The organism is Streptomyces sp. 6N223 (assembly GCF_052246635.1).
Classification (GTDB): domain Bacteria; phylum Actinomycetota; class Actinomycetes; order Streptomycetales; family Streptomycetaceae; genus Streptomyces.
In genome coordinates this window covers 1-15,798 of record NZ_JBQQCA010000034.1, presented here as the reverse complement: position 1 = coordinate 15,798, position 15,798 = coordinate 1, and the positions used below count along the sequence as shown (strand labels likewise).

The window sequence follows — 15,798 nt, the reverse complement described above, 5'->3', positions numbered from 1 at the left end:
GCCGCCACGCCGCCGTCATGCCGCCGCGCGCCGCAGCCGCCGCCACACCGCCTTGGCGGCGTTGTGGCCCTGCATGCCGTGCACGCCGGGCGCGGGCCAGGCCGCCGACGAGCACAGGAAGACCGCCGGGTGCGCTGTGGCGTACGGGTTCAGCGCCGGGCGCGGCCGGAACATCGTCTGCAGCCCGGAGAACGCGCCGCACGCGATGTCGCCGCCCACGTAGTTGGCGTTGCGCCGCGCCAGCTCCGGCGGCCCGGCCGTGGCGCGGGCCAGCACCAGGTCGCGGAAGCCGGGCGCGAAGCGCTCCAGCTGCCGCTCGATCGCGTCCGTCAGGTCCCCGTCCCAGCCCGAGGGCACGTGCCCGTACACCCACAGCACGTGCTTGCCCTCCGGGGCCCGGCTCGGGTCCGCGAGGGTCGGCTGCGAGGCGATCAGGAACGGCACCTCCGGGGCGCGCCCCGAGACCGCCGCCCGCAGCGCGGTGCTGATCTCCCCGCTCGTCGACCCCACGTGCACCGTGCCCGCCCGCCGCGCCTCCGGCGCCGTCCACGGCACCGGACCGTCCAGCGCGTAGTCGATCTTGAAGGCGGCGGCGCCGTAGCGGAAGCCGTCGAACGCCCGGCCCAGGCCCGCGATCCGCGCCAGCGCCGTGGGCGAGGTGTCGAAGAGGTACGCCCGCGCGGGCGGCAGCTCGTCCAGCCGTTTGACCTCCACGCCCGTGTGGATCTCCCCGCCCAGCTCCGTCAGGTACGCCGCGAGCGCGTCCGAGATCGCCTGCGAGCCGCCGCGCGGCACGGGCCAGCCGACCTCGTGCGCGGCGAGCGCGAAGACCAGCGCCACCGCGCTCGTCGCCGGGGTGGAGGTCGGCGCGATCACGTGCGCGGCCATGCCCGACAGCAGCGCGCGGGCGGGCTCGTCGCGGAAGCGGCGCGTCAGCCATGAGACGGGCGGCAGCCCCGTCAGCCCGAACCGCGCCAGCCGCACCGGGTCGCGCGGCAGCCCGTCCCACAGCACCTTCAGGAAGTCGGCGGACAGCGTCTCCCAGCGGCCCAGGTACGGCGCCACCAGCCGCCGGTACGCCCCGGCGTCGCGCGGCCCGAGCGACGCCGCCGTCTCCCCGGCCGACCTCGCCAGCACGGCGGCGCGGCCGTCCGGCAGCGGGTGCGCCATCGGCAGCTCGGCGTTCAGCCACGTGAGCCCGTACCGCGCGAGCGGCATGGCGTTGAACGCCGGGGAGCCCGCGCCCATCGGGTGGACGGCGGAGCAGGGGTCGTGGCGGAAGCCCGGCAGCGTCAGCTCCTCGGTGCGGGCCCCGCCGCCCACCGTCTCCCGCGCCTCGAACACCGACACGGACATGCCGCGCCGGGCCAGCTCGACGGCGGCGGTCAGGCCGTTCGGCCCGGCTCCCACCACGATCGCGTCGCGGACCGCTCCACGCATCGACGGCACTTGAGGCTCCCCTCACCGGTGAGGATCGGCGTAGTCGGCGAACTGTGCGCGTGCGGCGGATCAGGCCGCCGCACCGGGGCGGCCAGAACCCGACGCCAGCAAACCGAGAATACGCCGCGCGGTACCCGCGTCCCGCGCCGCCGTGAAGGGCAGCGCGTTGCCGCCCGCGATCCGCACCGGCCCGCCGGCGGCGGTCGCGTGCTCGCCGCCCGCCTCGGTCACCAGCAGCAGCCCGGCGGCGTGGTCCCAGGCCAGCTCCCAGGTGAACGCCACCGCGTCCAGCTCGCCGCCCGCGATCCGCAGGTACTCAAGACCCGCGGCCGTGCACGACCGGGGCGCCACCCCGTCCGTCCACAGTGCCCTGAGGGCCCGCTTCTGCGCCCCCGTGGTGTAGTCGGGGTGCGAGCACGCCACCCGCAGCACCGCGCCCGGCTCGGGCGAACCGGCCCGCAGCCGCTCGCCGTTGAGCCACGCCCCGCCGCCGCGCCGGGCGTGCGCGAACAGGCCGAGCGCGGGCGCGAGCGTCCACGAGCCCAGCAGCTCCCCCCGGTGCGCCAGCGCCACCAGGGTGGCGAAGCCCGTCTCGCCGCCGATGAAGGGGCGCGTACCGTCGATGGGGTCCACGATCCACACCGGCGCCGCGCCGCGCAGCGCGGCGTAGCTGTCCGGGTCCTCGTGCACCGTCTCCTCGCCGACCACCATCGAGCCGGGCAGCAACGCCGTCAGCGCGGTGGTCAGCCGCCGCTCCGCCGCCCGGTCGGCGATGGTCACCAGGTCGTGGGGCCCGCTCTTGTACGACACCTCGTGCGCGGCGAGTTGCTTCCAGCGCGGCATGATCTCCTCGGCCGCCGCCGCGCGCACCGCCTCCTCGACGGAGGCGGCCAGCCCTTCGTCGAGCACCCCTTCCGCGTTCAGCACTCATCCATCGAAACACGCGGAAACCCGGCGGCATCGGCCACGCCGAGTGAGCTGCGCCACGCCTGCGCCACGCCTACGCCATGCCCGCGCGCCGGAGTTCGCTGCTGACGGCGTAGTGGTGGCGCGGTGAGACCCGCTGCGCGGCGTCCAGCAGCAGCGGCGCCACCACCTCCGGCGCCTCGCCGGCCGCCAGTACCGCCTCCTCGGCGCTGCGCGCCTCGACCAGCGCCGCCAGCAGCGTGACCGCCTCCTCGGCGCGGCCCGCCCACCACAGCGCCGCGGCGACCGCCCCGACCTCCGCGGCCGGCCGGGCCGCGCCCTGGCGCAGCACCCGGCCGCAGTCCCGTCCCCGCCCGGCCGCGGCCAGCGCCTCGGCCACGGCGGCCAGGCCGCCCGGCGGCAGGGACGCCGCCTCCCACAGCAGCGTCGCCAGGTCCGAGGCCATGCCCGCGCGTTCCAACTCGGCCACCAGCCCCGGCAGCCGCTCGGCCGGCCCGCTCGCCGCCTCGCACAGCTCGACGTACGCCGCCCCGCTGTGCCCCTCGGCGCGCAGCCTCCGCACCCGCGCCGCCGTCTCGGCCGCCGCCCGCCGGTCCTCCTCGCTGAGGCGCACCTGCCGGTCGGACCGTGACTCCCGCAGCGCCCCCGCGAACCGAGACCCGCCCGGAGGCGGCGACCCCGCCGCCTCCGGCTCGGGCAAGGGCACGGGCCGCGCCTCCGCCACCGGCGCCGCCTCGTCGTCCAGCCCCGCGAACCGCGCCCCCCTCGGCTTGCGTCTGCCCTTGCCCCGCCCGGTCGCGGCGGGCTCCGCCGCCGCCCCGGCCCCGTCGGCGGGGCCGGGCCCGGCGCCCGCCTGCGGTGCGGCGTCGGCGTGTGCGGACGAGCCGAGCGCCGGGTTGCCGAGCGTCTCCTGCGCGTGCGGCGCGGCCGGGTCGGGCGCCGCGTCGCCGTACCCGGGAGCCGCCGGGAGGGCGTATGCCGCCGCCCCCGGGGCGGAGCCGCCAGGTGCCGCGCGGCCGTCCCCGGCCGGGCCGTTGGGGGGGAGGGCCGGATCGCCCCGTCCGTCGGACGCGGCGCGCGCCGCACCGTCGTCCTGTGTCCGCGCGGAGAACGCGCCGTGCGACGTCCGGCCGTTGACGGGCGTCGGCGCCGCGGCCGTCCCGGTCGGCCGCGAGCCCGCCGCGCCGCTCCGCGCGCCGCCGGGCGAGGTCGCGTCGCGCGCCGCGAGCCGGGCGCGCAGCTCGGCCTGGCGGGCCTGGTTGCGTTCCTCGTCGTCGCGGGCCCACAGGCGCAGCGCGGCCAGCCGCTCCGCCTCCTGGGCCTGGCCCGCGTGGCGGGCGTTGTGCTCGGCGGCGGCGAGCAGCCGCTCGCGGGCGTGCGCCTCCGCCTCGGCATCCCCCGCCGCTGCCAGGCGCCTCAGCAGCTCGTCCCGCCCGTCCGGCAGCGCGTCCCAGGCGCGGGCCGCGCCCTCGTACCGCTCTCTGATCCGCCAGCCGGTGCGTTCGGCGGCGGCGAAGCCGTGCAGCACGGCGTAGTCCTGCAGCAGGTCGGCGAGGGCGTCCCAGGGGGGCAGCTCCCGCCCCGACAGCCAGGCGTCCAGCTCCGCTCGGTGCCGACGGGCGAAGGCCGCGTACCAGCCGACCTCCGGATCGAGACCGGCGGCGACCGTCCGCAGCTCGTCGGTGAAGGCGGTCATGCGCGCCGCCAGTTCGCGTTCGGCCATGGATATGGGGGTGGACACATCCGCCATGACATCACTGAACCGGAGCCGTGTTACAGACTTTGTTACGGACAGGCTACGTGTGTTTTTCGTGCCACCTAATTTCGGCCTATGTCTTTTATCGAACGAGTCATCGTCGAATGCCGAGCACTGTTGAAAGTTTAAGTGTCACGAACATTCCTCATCGGCCAACGGCGTAACCTTGCATGCCCCGCGGATTGGCGGCGGCCGACAGCACCCCCGACTCCGGGTCGCGCGCCACCGCGCACAGCCGCCCCTCCGTCCACGCCCCACCCACCGCGACCTCGTGCCCGCGCCGCCGCAGCCCCGCCACGACCTCCTCCCCGACCCGCGATTCGACGGTCACCCCGCCAGGCACCATTCCGCGCGGATAAAAGGAGCTCGGAAAGCTGTCCTGGTGCCAGTTCGGCGCGTCGATCGCGCCCTGCAGATCGAGGCCGCCCCGCACCGGCGGGCGCAGCGCCACCGCCAGGAAGAAATGCGCCTGCCACTGGTCCTGTTGGTCGCCGCCCGGCGTGCCGCACGCCAGCACCGGCTCCCCGCCGCGCAGCGCCAGCGTGGGGGAGAGGGTGGTGCGCGGCCGGCGCCCCGGCACCAGCGAGGACGGCAGGCCCGGCTCCAGCCAGGCCATCTGCAGCCGCGTGCCGAGCGGAAAGCCGAGCCCCGCCACGACCGGCGAGGACTGCAGCCAGCCCCCGCTGGGCGTGGCGCTGATCATGTTCCCCCAGCGGTCGACCACGTCGACGTGACAGGTGTCGCCGCGCGTGTGTCCGTCGGCCGCGACCGTCGGCTCGCCGGTCCCCGTCCCGCTCCCGAATCCGGTCTCGGCCGCCCCGGGCGCGCCGCGCCCGGCGGCGGCCACGCGCCTGGCGTACGCCGCGAGCCGGGGCTCGCGCCCGCCCACCCGCCCCGGCCGCAGCTCCCGCGAGGCGGTGCCGCCGATCAACGCCCGCCGCGCCGCCGCGTACTCCTGCGACAGCAGCTCGCCGAGCGGCACCGACGCCGCCCCCTCCGCGTCCCCGTACCACGCCTCACGGTCCGCCATGGCAAGCTTGCTCCCCTCGATGAGGGTGTGCAGGCCCTCCGCCGTGCCCAGCGCGTCGGCGTCGAACCCGTCGTCCAGCAGCGCCAGTTGCTGCGGCAGCACCGGCCCCTGGCTCCACGCCCCCGCCTTGCACACCGTCCAGCCGCGCCAGTCGTACGTCACCGGGCCCTCGTACGCCGCCTCCCACCGCACCAGGTCGTCCCCGCCGAGCACCCCCGCGTGCCGCTCGCCCGAGGAGTCCATGGCGGGCCGGGTCGCGTGCGCCGCGATGGCCTCGCCGACGAACCCCTCGCGCCAGACGCGCCGCGCCGCCTCGATCGTCCCCTCCCGGCTCCGCCCCGCCGCCTCGGCCTCGGCCACCAACCGCCGCCAGGTGGCGGCCAGGTCGGGGTTCCGCAGCAGCGCGCCCCCGGCCGGGGCCCGCCCGCCCCGCAGGTACACCTCGGCCGACGAGGTCCACTCCGTGAGGAACAACTCCCGCACGGCCGCCACCGCCTGGCCGACGCCCTCCACCGCCGGGTGGCCGCGCTCGGCGTACCCGACGGCGTACCGCAGCACCTCCGCCAGGCTCTTCGTGCCGTGGTCGCGCAGCAGCACCAGCCAGGCGTCGAACGCCCCCGGCACCACCGCCGCCAGCGGCCCGGTGCCGGGCACCAGCTCCAGGCCGAGCGAGGCGAAGTGCCCGATCGTGGCGCCGGCGGGCGCAGGCCCCTGCCCGCACAGCACCCGCACCGCTCCCCCCGCGGGCGCGAGGATGATCGGCACGTCCCCGGCCGGCCCGTTGAGGTGCGGCTCCACGACGTGCAGCACGAAGCCGGCCGCGACGGCGGCGTCGAAGGCGTTCCCCCCGTCCTCCAGCACCGCCATCGCCGACTGCGAGGCCAGCCAGTGTGTGGAGGAGACCATGCCGAAGGTGCCCCGCAGGGTGGGACGGGTGGTGAACATGCCGGGGAGCCTAATCTGTCGCTATGACAACGGCCCCGCGCCCGATGCTGGCCCTCCTCTCCGGAGCCGGGATCTCCACCGACTCGGGCATACCGGACTACCGCGGCCCGAACGGCCTGTGGCGGCGCGACCCCGGGGCCGAGAAGCTGGTCACCTACGACTACTACATGAACGACCCGGACGTACGCCGCCGCTCGTGGCAGATGCGCCGGGACAGCCCGGCGTTCCGTGCCAGGCCCAACGCCGCCCACGAGGCCGTGGCCCGCCTGGAGCGCGCCGGGGTGCCGCTGCGCGTCATCACGCAGAACGTCGACGGCCTGCACCAGGCGGCCGGGCTGCCCGAGCGCAAGGTGCTCGAACTCCACGGCTCCGCGCGCACGGTGGTCTGCACGGCGTGCGAGGCCCGCTCGCCCATGGCCGAGGCGATCGCGCGCGTCGAGGCGGGCGAGCCCGATCCGCCCTGCCGCGCCTGCGGCGGCATCCTGAAGTCCGCGACCGTGATGTTCGGGGAGGCGCTCGACCCGGAGGTGCTGGGGGCCGCCGTGGCCGTCGCCCGCGCCTGCGAGGTCTTCGTCGCCGTCGGCACCAGCCTCCAGGTCCAGCCCGCCGCCTCCCTCGCCGGGCTGGCGGCCGAGCACGGCGCGCGGCTGATCATCGTCAACGCCGAGCCCACGCCGTACGACCCGCTGGCCGAGGAGGTCATCCGCGAGCCCATCGGGCGCTCGCTGCCCGCGCTGCTGGAGCGGCTGGTCGCGTCCGGCTAGTCGCGTCCGCCAGTTCCGTCCCGCCCGCTCCGTCCGGCCAGTCGCCTCCGGCCCAATCGCGTCCAGCTGGTCGCGGCACGCCTGTTGTGGTCATGGGAGCGCTCCCATTATCGTTCTGACCTTGGCTGGGAGGCCGAGCCGCGACACCCCCACACCTCCCTGGAGGACCCCATGGCCCTTTCCCCCACCCGCTGGCGCGCGCCCGCTTCGGCAGCCCTCGCCCTGACGCTGGCGGCGGCCGGCGCCTCCGCCGCGTTCGGCGAGTCCGGCGGGACCGACGCGACGGCGCAGCCCCGCCAGCAGCCGTCCTGCGCCGCCGACGGCTTCTGCGAGGACTTCGAGACCCAGACCGGCACCGAGCCGTCGGGCCGCTGGGCGTTCGAGGCGGCCGACTGCACCGGCACGGGCACGGTCGCCGTGGACAGCGAGGTCGCCCACGCGGGCACCAAGTCCATCCGCGTGGACGGCGGCGCCGGCTACTGCAACCACGCCTTCGTCGGCACCGCGCTCGACGACGTGGCCGTGGACTCCGGCCTCTACGTGCGCCTCTGGGTCCGGCACACCACGGAACTGCCCGCCCAGCACGTCACCTTCCTGGCGATGGAGGACGCGAACGGCCCCAGCCCTCAGAACGACCTGCGGATGGGCGGCCAGAACGCGGCCCTGCAGTGGAACCGCGAGTCCGACGACGCCACGCTCCCCGCGCAGAGTCCGGCGGGCGTCGAGCTCAGCGCGCCGCTGCCGGTCGACGAGTGGTCCTGCCTGGAGTACCAGCTCGACCCGGCCTCCGGGCAGTTGCAGACCTGGCTCAACGGCGAGAGCGTCGAGGGCCTGATCGTGGACGACACCCCCACCCAGGACGTCGACCAGCAGTGGATGAACGGCGGCGCCTGGAACCCCTCGCCCGTTGACCTCCGCCTCGGGTGGGAGAGCTACGGCGAGGGCGCCGACACCCTCTGGTTCGACGACATCGCCGTCGCCACCGCCCGCGTGGGCTGCTGAGGTGAGCGGGCGCGCCCGCGCCGAGGTGACGGCGTAACGCCGCGGCGGCGCGGCACGGCGCCGCGGCGGCGCGCACCCACCGGGCCGGCTCCTCCCCTCGCGACGTCTCGCGAAGGGGTCGGAACCGGCCCGGCGAGGCATGACCGCCCGGGACGCCCCCGGTACGTCTCGGGCCAGCCGCTCACACGGTCACCGAGCCTCCGCCGAGCCCGGCGGCGACGCAATACGCGATCGGTGTCCCGGACGCCCCACACACTGTCCGGGCAGGTCCACGAGGTGTCCGGATGTGTGTCCGGGACGGTGGAAGGATGGCGCGAACGTGGATTGATCTTCGCAATCGGCGCCGTGAGGATGGCCGCCGTGACCGAAGATCGCGAGGTGCGGCCCGAACTGGCGCGAGACGTCACGGAATTCGTCGCCCTGCTGCGGTGTCTGAAAGACGACGCGGGGCTGTCCTACCGCCGGCTGGAGGAGCGGGCGGCGCGCCGGGGGGAGGTGCTGGCGCGCAGCACCATCGCCGACGCGCTGCGGCGCCGCTCGCTGCCCCGCCCCGAGGTGCTGGCGGCGTTCGTCCGCGCCTGCGGCGTCGCGGACGGCGAGGTCCAGGCGTGGCTCGACGCCCGCGAACGCCTCGCCGCCGCCCCCGCCCCGGCGCCCGGTCGCGGCCCCGGGCCCGCCACCGACGCGGATCCCGCAGAGCCCGCAGAGCCCGCAGACGCCGCAGACGCCGAAGAGCCCGCGGGCACCGCCGATCCCACGGACTCCGCCGGACCACCGGGCTCTACGGCGGCGCCCCGGCGCCGCGCCGAGCCCGTGCACACCCTCAGGAGCTGCCGCTCGTGCAAGCTCCGCCTCCTGGGGTCCCTGAGTATCGTGCTGCTGCTGCTGACGCTGGGCGTTGTGGTCGTGCAGTGGGGGGACAACGAGGCGGCGGGAGCCGTCGGCATGGGCGACGCGGTGGCGTTCGACAACGGCTGGTTCGAGATACGCCCGGCGCGCACGCCGGAGCTGTGCCTGACGGAGGGCCGGGAGCGCAGCGGCCGCTACGAGTCGGCCATCGCCGCCCAGCGCCTCTGCGCCGAGGCGGCGCCGCCCCACACCTACCTGCGGGCGGTCGGCGACGGCTACTACCACATCGAGTGGCAGCACCCCGACCACGGCCGGGGCTGCCTGACCGTCCTGGACGGCGGCCCCGCCGACGACATGCTCGAACCCTGGGACGACTGCTCCGACGACCGCCCCGCGCAGCGCTTCCGCATCGAACTGGCCGACATGCCGCCCGTCGAGTCCTACCGCATCCGCCCGGAGTCCAGCGGCCTGTGCCTCACCGTCAGCGGCGGCGACACGCACTCCGGCGCCGAGGCCATCCAGGCGCCCTGCGACGAGGACGACCAGTCCCAGCGCTTCCTGATCATCCCCACCGGCCGCTGACCCGTTCGCCCAACGGTCCCCTGCCCGCTCGTCGTTATGCCGGCATTACGTCCCCTGCGCGAGCCTGAGAGGACTTCGGGCCGATGAGCCAGCCGACGAGGAGAGGGCGACGGGCGAGATGCGTGTGCTGATAGCCGAGGACGAACCGGACCTGGTGGAGATCCTCTCCGACGGCCTGCGCGCGCAGGGCATGGCGGTGGACGCCGCCCTGGACGGGGCCCGCGCGCTGGAACGACTCGCCGTCCACCGCTACGACGTGCTCGTCCTGGACCGCGACCTGCCCGTGGTGCACGGTGACGAGGTCTGTCGCGCGGTCGTCTCCGGCGGCGCCCGCACCCGGGTGCTGATGCTCACCGCCGCCCGCTCCCTCGACGACCGGGTGGCTGGGCTGAACCTCGGCGCCGACGACTACCTGGCCAAGCCCTTCGCCTTCGACGAGCTCGTCGCGCGCGTCAACGCCCTCGGCCGCCGCTCGCACCCGGCCGCCCCGCCCGTCCTCGTGCGCGGCGACCTCACCGTGGACAGCGCCCGCCGCCAGGCCGAGCGGGCGGGCCGGGTGCTGACGCTGACGAACAAGGAGTTCGGCGTGCTGCGCGTGCTGCTTGCCGCCGGCGGCGCCATGGTGCCCAGCGAGGAGCTGCTGGAGCGGGTGTGGGACGAGAACGCGGATCCGTTCACCAACACGGTCCGGGTGACGGTGATGCGGCTGCGGCGCAAGCTCGGCGACCCGCCGCTGATCGAGACCGTGCCCGGCGCCGGATACCGCATCCCCTGAGGACCACCGCCATGCGTACGCCGCGTACCCTGCCCCCCGCCACGCTCCGCTGGCGGCTCACCGCGCTCTACGGCGGGCTCTTCCTCGCCGCCGGGATCGTGCTGCTCGCCACGACCTACCTGCTGCTCTCCCGCCAGCTGGAGCACCGGGCCGTCCACGCGCCCGACCCGCCCGGGGAGGTGACTGCCGACGGGATGCGGGAGTGGCACGGGCTGGACGGGCTGGATGCGCTGGAGGAGCTCGGAGACGACCTGGGCCTCGACGTGGATCTCGACCTGGGGGACGGGGGCGGCGCCGGGGCCGGGGGCACGCCGGGCGGGGGCCAGCGCCTGGCCGTCGCGAACCTGCTGACCGACGCCCTGGACGGCCAGCGCAAGGAAGCCCTCAACGAGCTCCTCACCCAGTCGGCCATCGCGCTCGCCGTCGTGGCCGTCGTCGCCGGCGGCCTCGGCTGGGTCGTCGCCGGCCGCGCGCTGCGCCCGCTGCGCGACATCACCGCCACCGCCCGCCGCCTGTCCACCGACAACCTCGACGAGCGGATCGCCCTGAGCGGCCCGCCCGGCGAACTCACCGAGCTGGCCGACACCTTCGACGCCATGCTGGCGCGCCTGTCGGCGGCGTTCGACGCGCAGCGCCGTTTCGTCGCCAACGCCTCGCACGAGCTGCGCACGCCGCTGGCCGTGCAGCGTGCCGCGGTCGACGTGGCGCTCGCCGACCCCGACCCCACCGTGGAGTCCCTGACGGTCATGGCCACCCGGGTCCGGGCCGCGACCGAACGCCACGAGCGCGTCATCGGCAGCCTGCTGGCACTCGCGCGCAGCCAGACCGGAATCGAGCGGTACGAGGATGTGGACCTCGCCGCCGTCGCCGCCACGGCGTGGCCCGACGCGGCGGCGCGCGGCCTGCGTTTCACGCCCCGCCTGGACCCGGCGCCGCTGCGCGGAGACCGGATCCTGCTGGAGCGGCTGGCCGCCAACCTCGTCGACAACGGCGTCCGCTACAACGAGGACGGCGGCTGGCTGACCGTCGAGACCTCCAGCGACGCCGCCTCGGGCACGGTCACGCTGCGCGTGGCCAACTCCGGGCCGCGGGTGCCGCCGGAACGGGTGGCGGAGCTGTTCCAGCCGTTCCGGCGGCTGGGCGATGCCCGTACGGGCACCGGGCTCGGGCTGTCGATCGTCGCCGCGATCGCGCAGGCGCACCACGGCACCTGCGCCGCCCGCGCCCTGCCCGAGGGCGGGCTGGAGATCGCCGTGAGGCTCCCCCCTGCGCCCCTGACGGCGTGACTCCGCCCCGCCGCGCGGCCCGCGACGGGGGGACTACGCCGCCGACCCCTCCGCGTCCTGCTCCTCCTGGCCGTCCTGCTCGTCCTCCCCGTCGCCGCCGTGCTCGTCGAACCAGCGCGGCAGGTCCTCCAGCTCCGGCAGTTCCAGGTCCTCCGGCAGGCCCTCCAGCCCTCGCTCGATCTCCTCCCGTATCTCGCCGGGCTCGGGGGCCGGGTCGCCGATGTGGTGGGCGGTGCGTACGTCGCCCTCGCGGACGCCGCCGGCCATCACGGTGTCGCCGACCTCGATGCCGGACGCCTCCGCGTCCCCCTCCCCGCCCCCTTCCGTGTGGATCGCGGTGTCGTCGGTCAGCGTCCACTCCCAGGTGGTGCCGTCCGAGCTCTCCACCGTGACCGTGCCGTCGCCGCGCTCGACGACCTCGCCCTGCTGCTGCACGTGGTGGACGAGCTCGCCCGTCTCGGGGTCCTCGGTGACGGTCTCACCGTGCAGCATGTTGCCCCACGACAGCGCGAAGTGCGGCCCGTGGTGGTCCTCCCGCGATCCCTCCTCCTCGTCGTCCGCCGCCGTGCCGGCCGCGTACGCCCCCGCGCCTCCCGGCGTGACGGTCGTGGTGGCGTACGAGGTGGCCCCGAAGCCGACCAGCCCGCCGCAGACGACGGCGGCCGCGGTGACGGCCATGGTGCGTCCCATGCCTGAACTCCCTTCGTGTCCTTGTCCCAGTGGGTTGCGGCCATCCTGGGCGACGGGACATAACACGAGCGTCACACGGCGTGGCTCACGCGGCGGGGGAGCGGAGCCGGTGGCGAACCCACACGTTCGGCTCGACGTAGACCGCGTGGTCGTGGGCGGTGTCGCAGTGCACGGGCACCAGCGCGCCCGGCACCTCGACGTCGCCGTCGCGGTCGAAGGGCAGCCCGGTCCAGCGGCGCCAGTCGTCCAGCGAGCCGCCGATGGTCATCGACGCGGGCGCGATCTTCTCGATGACCCCGCCCGCCCTGACGTGCACCCGCAGCCACGCGTCGGCGGGCAGCCCGTCCGGGCGCCGCCGGCGTACGTAGTCCGCCATGGGGACGCGCGGCTGGAGGTGCTTGGCCGTGGGGCGCACCGGCGCCACCAGCGCCTCGTGCCCCTGCCTGCCGACCGCGTCCCGCAGCGCGGCCAGCATGCGGTGGGACAGCCCTCGCCCGAGGTAGTCGAGGTCGACGGTGATGTCGAGCGCGGCGGCGGTGGTGGCGCGGTGGCCGCGCCGCTTGTCGGCGAAGCCCCACACCATCACCCGGTCCCAGCCCTGGCCCGGCAGCTCCTCGCGGCCGGGCAGCTCGGCGTTGAAGGGCACGCTGCGCCCGCGCGCCACGACGCGGTCGCCGTCGGTGGCGACCACGCCGTGGTCCGGGAACTCCTCGGCGACCCGGTGGAACAGGCCGTTGCCGACCGGGTCATGCCCCATGAACTCCGGCCAGTCCTCGGCGATCTCGTAGACCCGCGCCAGCAGCCCCGGCCGTTCGGCGAAGGTCGTGATGGTGATGCCGTCGTCGTTGTCAGCCACGGGGAGGCATCCTGCCAGTCGGGAGCGCACAAGCGTTCGCGGCCGCCCGCGCGTCCGCGCGTCCGTCGCCGTGGCGCTCACCCCCACCGGAGCGAACGTCGCCGGGCGCGTCGGGTCATGCGGCGGTTGCGGATGCGGTCCACGACGGTGGTGCCGAGCTGCGCGTCGTTGAAGCGCGAGACCTGCCCTCCCGCGAGGTGGCACCGCAGACTCCACAACTCGGCCTGTGCCAGCTGCGGCAGTCGGGTGTGGGCCACTTCGACATGAGGATCTTCGTGCGCGCTGGCCGTAGTCAGGGGAGCCACTCGGAGACGTCGGTCGGGTGACGACCCGCTCGCCATTCGACGAGCACATCGGCCTCGGCCTCGTCGGCGGCGGTGACCACCAGGCCGCCGGCGATGGCGGTTCGGCTTGGCTCGATGGGGTGAATGTGTGGATCGAGGTTGACACCATGGTGTACTTCACGCGCCATGGGGCAGGAGCTACGGATGAGTGGTCACCCACGGCGAAAATACCGAGGGGTATGCCACGCCGCGTAGTCCCGGTTAGGGCAAATGAATTTTGCGCGCCCCTGAAGACAACGTGCGCCCCACGTGAAGAACTCGGCAAGTGCAATTCCTGTGCGCCCCTGACGCGCAATAGGGAAAGTATTCGTGATAACCTGCGGACCCGGATCAACCGAGCGTCGTTGGCAGGGTGTGGCCGAAGAGACAATCAAACGACAGAGGTCCGCATCCGGTCAGGATGTGGTGTGTCCCCATTGCGAGCGCTGAGGCTATCTCTGGATAAGCTGCTTGCCTCTCTCAGTCGGCTTGAGAGAGGAAATAGACGTGCGCTTGGCAGCGTCAGGGGCGCCTCGAGACGAGTGCCTCGTCTGTCTCCGCAGTTTCCACCAAGAGGAAGTGATGTTTGTCTTTCAACTTAATAGAGGAGCGTTCGGCCTCAGCTCTGGGCGCCCTCGGCCCCAGGCTCCAGGCCTGCCGCAGCATCCCGCGGGCGCCCGCCACCGGCGGCGCACCGTCCCCGTCGTGTGCGCGGCCGCCGATTTTCATTTTCAACCGGGGGGTGGCCTGTGCGAGCGCCCGGGGACGTCCCGCCCCCTGAGCGGCTGATCGCCCTCTGGCGGCTCGTGCCCGTCGTGCCTCGTCACGCCTAGTACCGGGCGCGCTCGGCGCCGTGTCTGAAAAGCGAATCAATCAGTATACGGGAAGCCCGTGCGCGGAGAGCGTCCCGGACGCCCCTGTCGGCAAATGCCACTTGTGCGCCGGGCGCAACTGGCTACGGTGTGACCTCGCCTCTTGGCGCGGTTGTCACGTGAAAGCTGAAAAATGAGAATGGTTGCTGTTATGTCCGAGATAGATACAAGGAGGCCGCTTGACCATATCGCCTTGTTGGATGTCGGTAAGGCCGCTCTAGGCTCTCAGGAGTTCATTGAAAGGATCATTAACGATGGCTGCCCGTCAGATTGTTTCTCGCCAGCCGAACCAGCGACTTGAGGCGTTGATCCAGGAGGCGGGGATCTCGAACGCCGGACTGGCTCGCCGAGTGAATATTCGGGGCAGCAAGCTCGGACTCGACCTTCGGCACGACAAGACCTCCGTAAGTCGGTGGGTGAGAGGCCAGCGACCGCGTGGCCGGACGGCCGTGATCATCGCGGAGGTGCTCAGCGAGAAACTCGACCGTACCGTGTCACTGGAAGAGATCGGCATGGCGTACGGCAAGAATCTGGCCAGCGGTGTCGGTCTGAAATTCGCGCCCGACCTGGCCGGCGCCGTCGAGATGACCTGCGAGCTGTGGTCCTGCGACGCCGATCCCCGGGGCCTGGTCTTCGGGCCCACCGTGGCGGTGTCCACCTTGATCGGCCCGAGCCGCGACTGGCTGATCACGGCTTGCGACGCGGAGGTCTCCCGGAAGGGCGGCTCGCAGGTGCGCGTCGCCGACGTGGAAGCGGTGCTGGAGACCACGCGGGCGCTGTCCGGCCTCGACCGCAGGTTCGGCAGCGGCCACATCCGCTCCGTCGCGGTGCACTACCTCAACAGTTTCGTCTCGGGGCTGCTCACGGGAACGTACTCCGAGAAGCTCGGCCGCCGCCTCTTCGCCGCCGTCGCACGGCTCACCAAGCTCGCCGGCTTCATGGCGGTGGACAGCGACCGGCCGAATCTGGCGCAGCGCTACTACATCCAGGCGCTGCGGCTGGCCCAGGCCGCCGGCGACCGCGCCTTCGGGGGATTCGTGCTGGCCGACGGCATGGGCCACGTCGCGCCGCATCTCGGCCATCCGCGCGAGGTGGTGCAGCTCGCCCTGGCCGCGCGCGGCGGCACCCGCGGCCAGGTAACCCCTGCCGTCGAGGCGCTGTTCCACGTGGCGGAGGCGCGCGGGCACGCCCTGCTCGGCGACGCCCAAGCCTGCGAGCAGAGCGCCGAACGGGCCATCGAGACGCTGGATGGGGTCCGCCCGGACGACGAGCCCGAGTGGATCGGGTACTTTGACACGGCGCACCTGGCCGACGGGCTGGCGCACTGCTTCCGCGACCTCGGCCGTCCGGCCGAGTCGGCGCGCTGGGCCGAGAGGGCGCTCGACAGCCTGCCGGAACGTTACGTTCGCCGCCGCACCATCGACCTGCTGCTGCTCGCCACCGCGCGGGTGAAGTCCGGTGAGGTGGCCGAGGGGTGTCACCACGCGTTGCGCGCGGTGGAGTTGCTCGGCGGACTGCGTTCTCACCTCGGCGCGGCGTATCTGAGGGACTTCCGCGAATGCCTGGAGCGCTGCAGCGACAGCGGAGCGAGGGGGGAGTTCGAGGACAGGCTGGCGGGCGCCGGCGTGATGTCGGGGAGTTGAGAGAGGGCTGAGGCCCGGGGGAGACGGCCGTGGGGGGGGGGGGGGGGGGTTCTGCCCC

General features: G+C 74.4%; 14 protein-coding genes. 6 read left to right on the top strand and 8 right to left on the bottom strand.

All coding sequences use genetic code 11. The annotated features are described in order from the left end of the window. Positions 1-15 precede the first annotated feature (15 nt). The 4 genes from ACTWQH_RS20770 to ACTWQH_RS20755 all read right to left on the bottom strand — a co-directional run bounded on the left by ACTWQH_RS20770 (position 16) and on the right by ACTWQH_RS20755 (position 6,098). Positions 16-1,440, bottom strand: a complete 1,425-nt coding sequence (locus tag ACTWQH_RS20770) for a phytoene desaturase family protein (protein ID WP_443288154.1) — start codon at positions 1,438-1,440, stop codon at positions 16-18. A 69-nt stretch (positions 1,441-1,509) separates the two neighbouring features. Then, a complete protein-coding gene (locus ACTWQH_RS20765) occupies positions 1,510-2,367 on the bottom strand; it encodes an inositol monophosphatase family protein (RefSeq protein ID WP_443288153.1) in 858 nt (285 codons plus the stop codon). Positions 2,368-2,440: 73 nt separating this feature from the next. Further along, the gene (locus ACTWQH_RS20760; protein ID WP_443288152.1) at positions 2,441-4,108 is read right to left on the bottom strand and encodes a hypothetical protein; all 1,668 of its coding nucleotides are present in this window, start codon (positions 4,106-4,108) and stop codon (positions 2,441-2,443) included. Between the two features lie 160 nt (positions 4,109-4,268). Then, on the bottom strand, positions 4,269-6,098 hold the full coding sequence (locus ACTWQH_RS20755; protein ID WP_443288151.1) for a gamma-glutamyltransferase family protein: 1,830 nt from the start codon (positions 6,096-6,098) through the stop codon (positions 4,269-4,271). A 23-nt stretch (positions 6,099-6,121) separates the two neighbouring features. On the opposite strand from ACTWQH_RS20755, the gene ACTWQH_RS20750 reads away from it, so the two are divergent. From ACTWQH_RS20750 to ACTWQH_RS20730, 5 genes are all read left to right on the top strand, one after another. Then, positions 6,122-6,862 carry an SIR2 family NAD-dependent protein deacylase gene (locus tag ACTWQH_RS20750; RefSeq protein WP_443288150.1) on the top strand — a complete coding sequence of 247 codons (741 nt, stop codon included), beginning with the start codon at positions 6,122-6,124 and terminating at the stop codon, positions 6,860-6,862. Positions 6,863-7,033: 171 nt separating this feature from the next. Then, the gene (locus tag ACTWQH_RS20745) at positions 7,034-7,864 is read left to right on the top strand and encodes a hydrolase (RefSeq protein ID WP_443288149.1); all 831 of its coding nucleotides are present in this window, start codon (positions 7,034-7,036) and stop codon (positions 7,862-7,864) included. Between the two features lie 360 nt (positions 7,865-8,224). Beyond that, positions 8,225-9,295: an RICIN domain-containing protein gene (locus tag ACTWQH_RS20740; protein ID WP_443288148.1), complete on the top strand. Its 1,071-nt coding sequence runs from the start codon at positions 8,225-8,227 to the stop codon at positions 9,293-9,295. Positions 9,296-9,413: 118 nt separating this feature from the next. After that, positions 9,414-10,070, top strand: coding sequence for a response regulator transcription factor (locus tag ACTWQH_RS20735; protein WP_443288147.1), 657 nt, complete (start codon positions 9,414-9,416; stop codon positions 10,068-10,070). An 11-nt stretch (positions 10,071-10,081) separates the two neighbouring features. Further along, positions 10,082-11,356, top strand: a complete 1,275-nt coding sequence (locus ACTWQH_RS20730) for a sensor histidine kinase (RefSeq protein WP_443288146.1) — start codon at positions 10,082-10,084, stop codon at positions 11,354-11,356. 33 nt (positions 11,357-11,389) lie between these two features. On the opposite strand, the gene ACTWQH_RS20725 is transcribed toward ACTWQH_RS20730, so the two are convergent. The 4 genes from ACTWQH_RS20725 to ACTWQH_RS20710 form a co-directional block, all read right to left on the bottom strand. Continuing rightward, positions 11,390-12,046, bottom strand: a complete 657-nt coding sequence (locus ACTWQH_RS20725) for a hypothetical protein (RefSeq protein ID WP_443288145.1) — start codon at positions 12,044-12,046, stop codon at positions 11,390-11,392. Positions 12,047-12,131: 85 nt separating this feature from the next. Beyond that, positions 12,132-12,902, bottom strand: coding sequence for an N-acetyltransferase (locus ACTWQH_RS20720; RefSeq protein WP_443288144.1), 771 nt, complete (start codon positions 12,900-12,902; stop codon positions 12,132-12,134). Between the two features lie 77 nt (positions 12,903-12,979). Further along, positions 12,980-13,159, bottom strand: coding sequence for a hypothetical protein (locus ACTWQH_RS20715; RefSeq protein WP_443288143.1), 180 nt, complete (start codon positions 13,157-13,159; stop codon positions 12,980-12,982). Positions 13,160-13,194: 35 nt separating this feature from the next. Next, the gene (locus ACTWQH_RS20710; protein WP_443288142.1) at positions 13,195-13,374 is read right to left on the bottom strand and encodes a hypothetical protein; all 180 of its coding nucleotides are present in this window, start codon (positions 13,372-13,374) and stop codon (positions 13,195-13,197) included. 977 nt (positions 13,375-14,351) lie between these two features. Here ACTWQH_RS20710 and ACTWQH_RS20705 point away from each other — a divergent pair. Further along, the gene (locus ACTWQH_RS20705; RefSeq protein ID WP_443288141.1) at positions 14,352-15,740 is read left to right on the top strand and encodes a helix-turn-helix domain-containing protein; all 1,389 of its coding nucleotides are present in this window, start codon (positions 14,352-14,354) and stop codon (positions 15,738-15,740) included. The last annotated feature ends 58 nt before the right edge of the window (positions 15,741-15,798 follow it).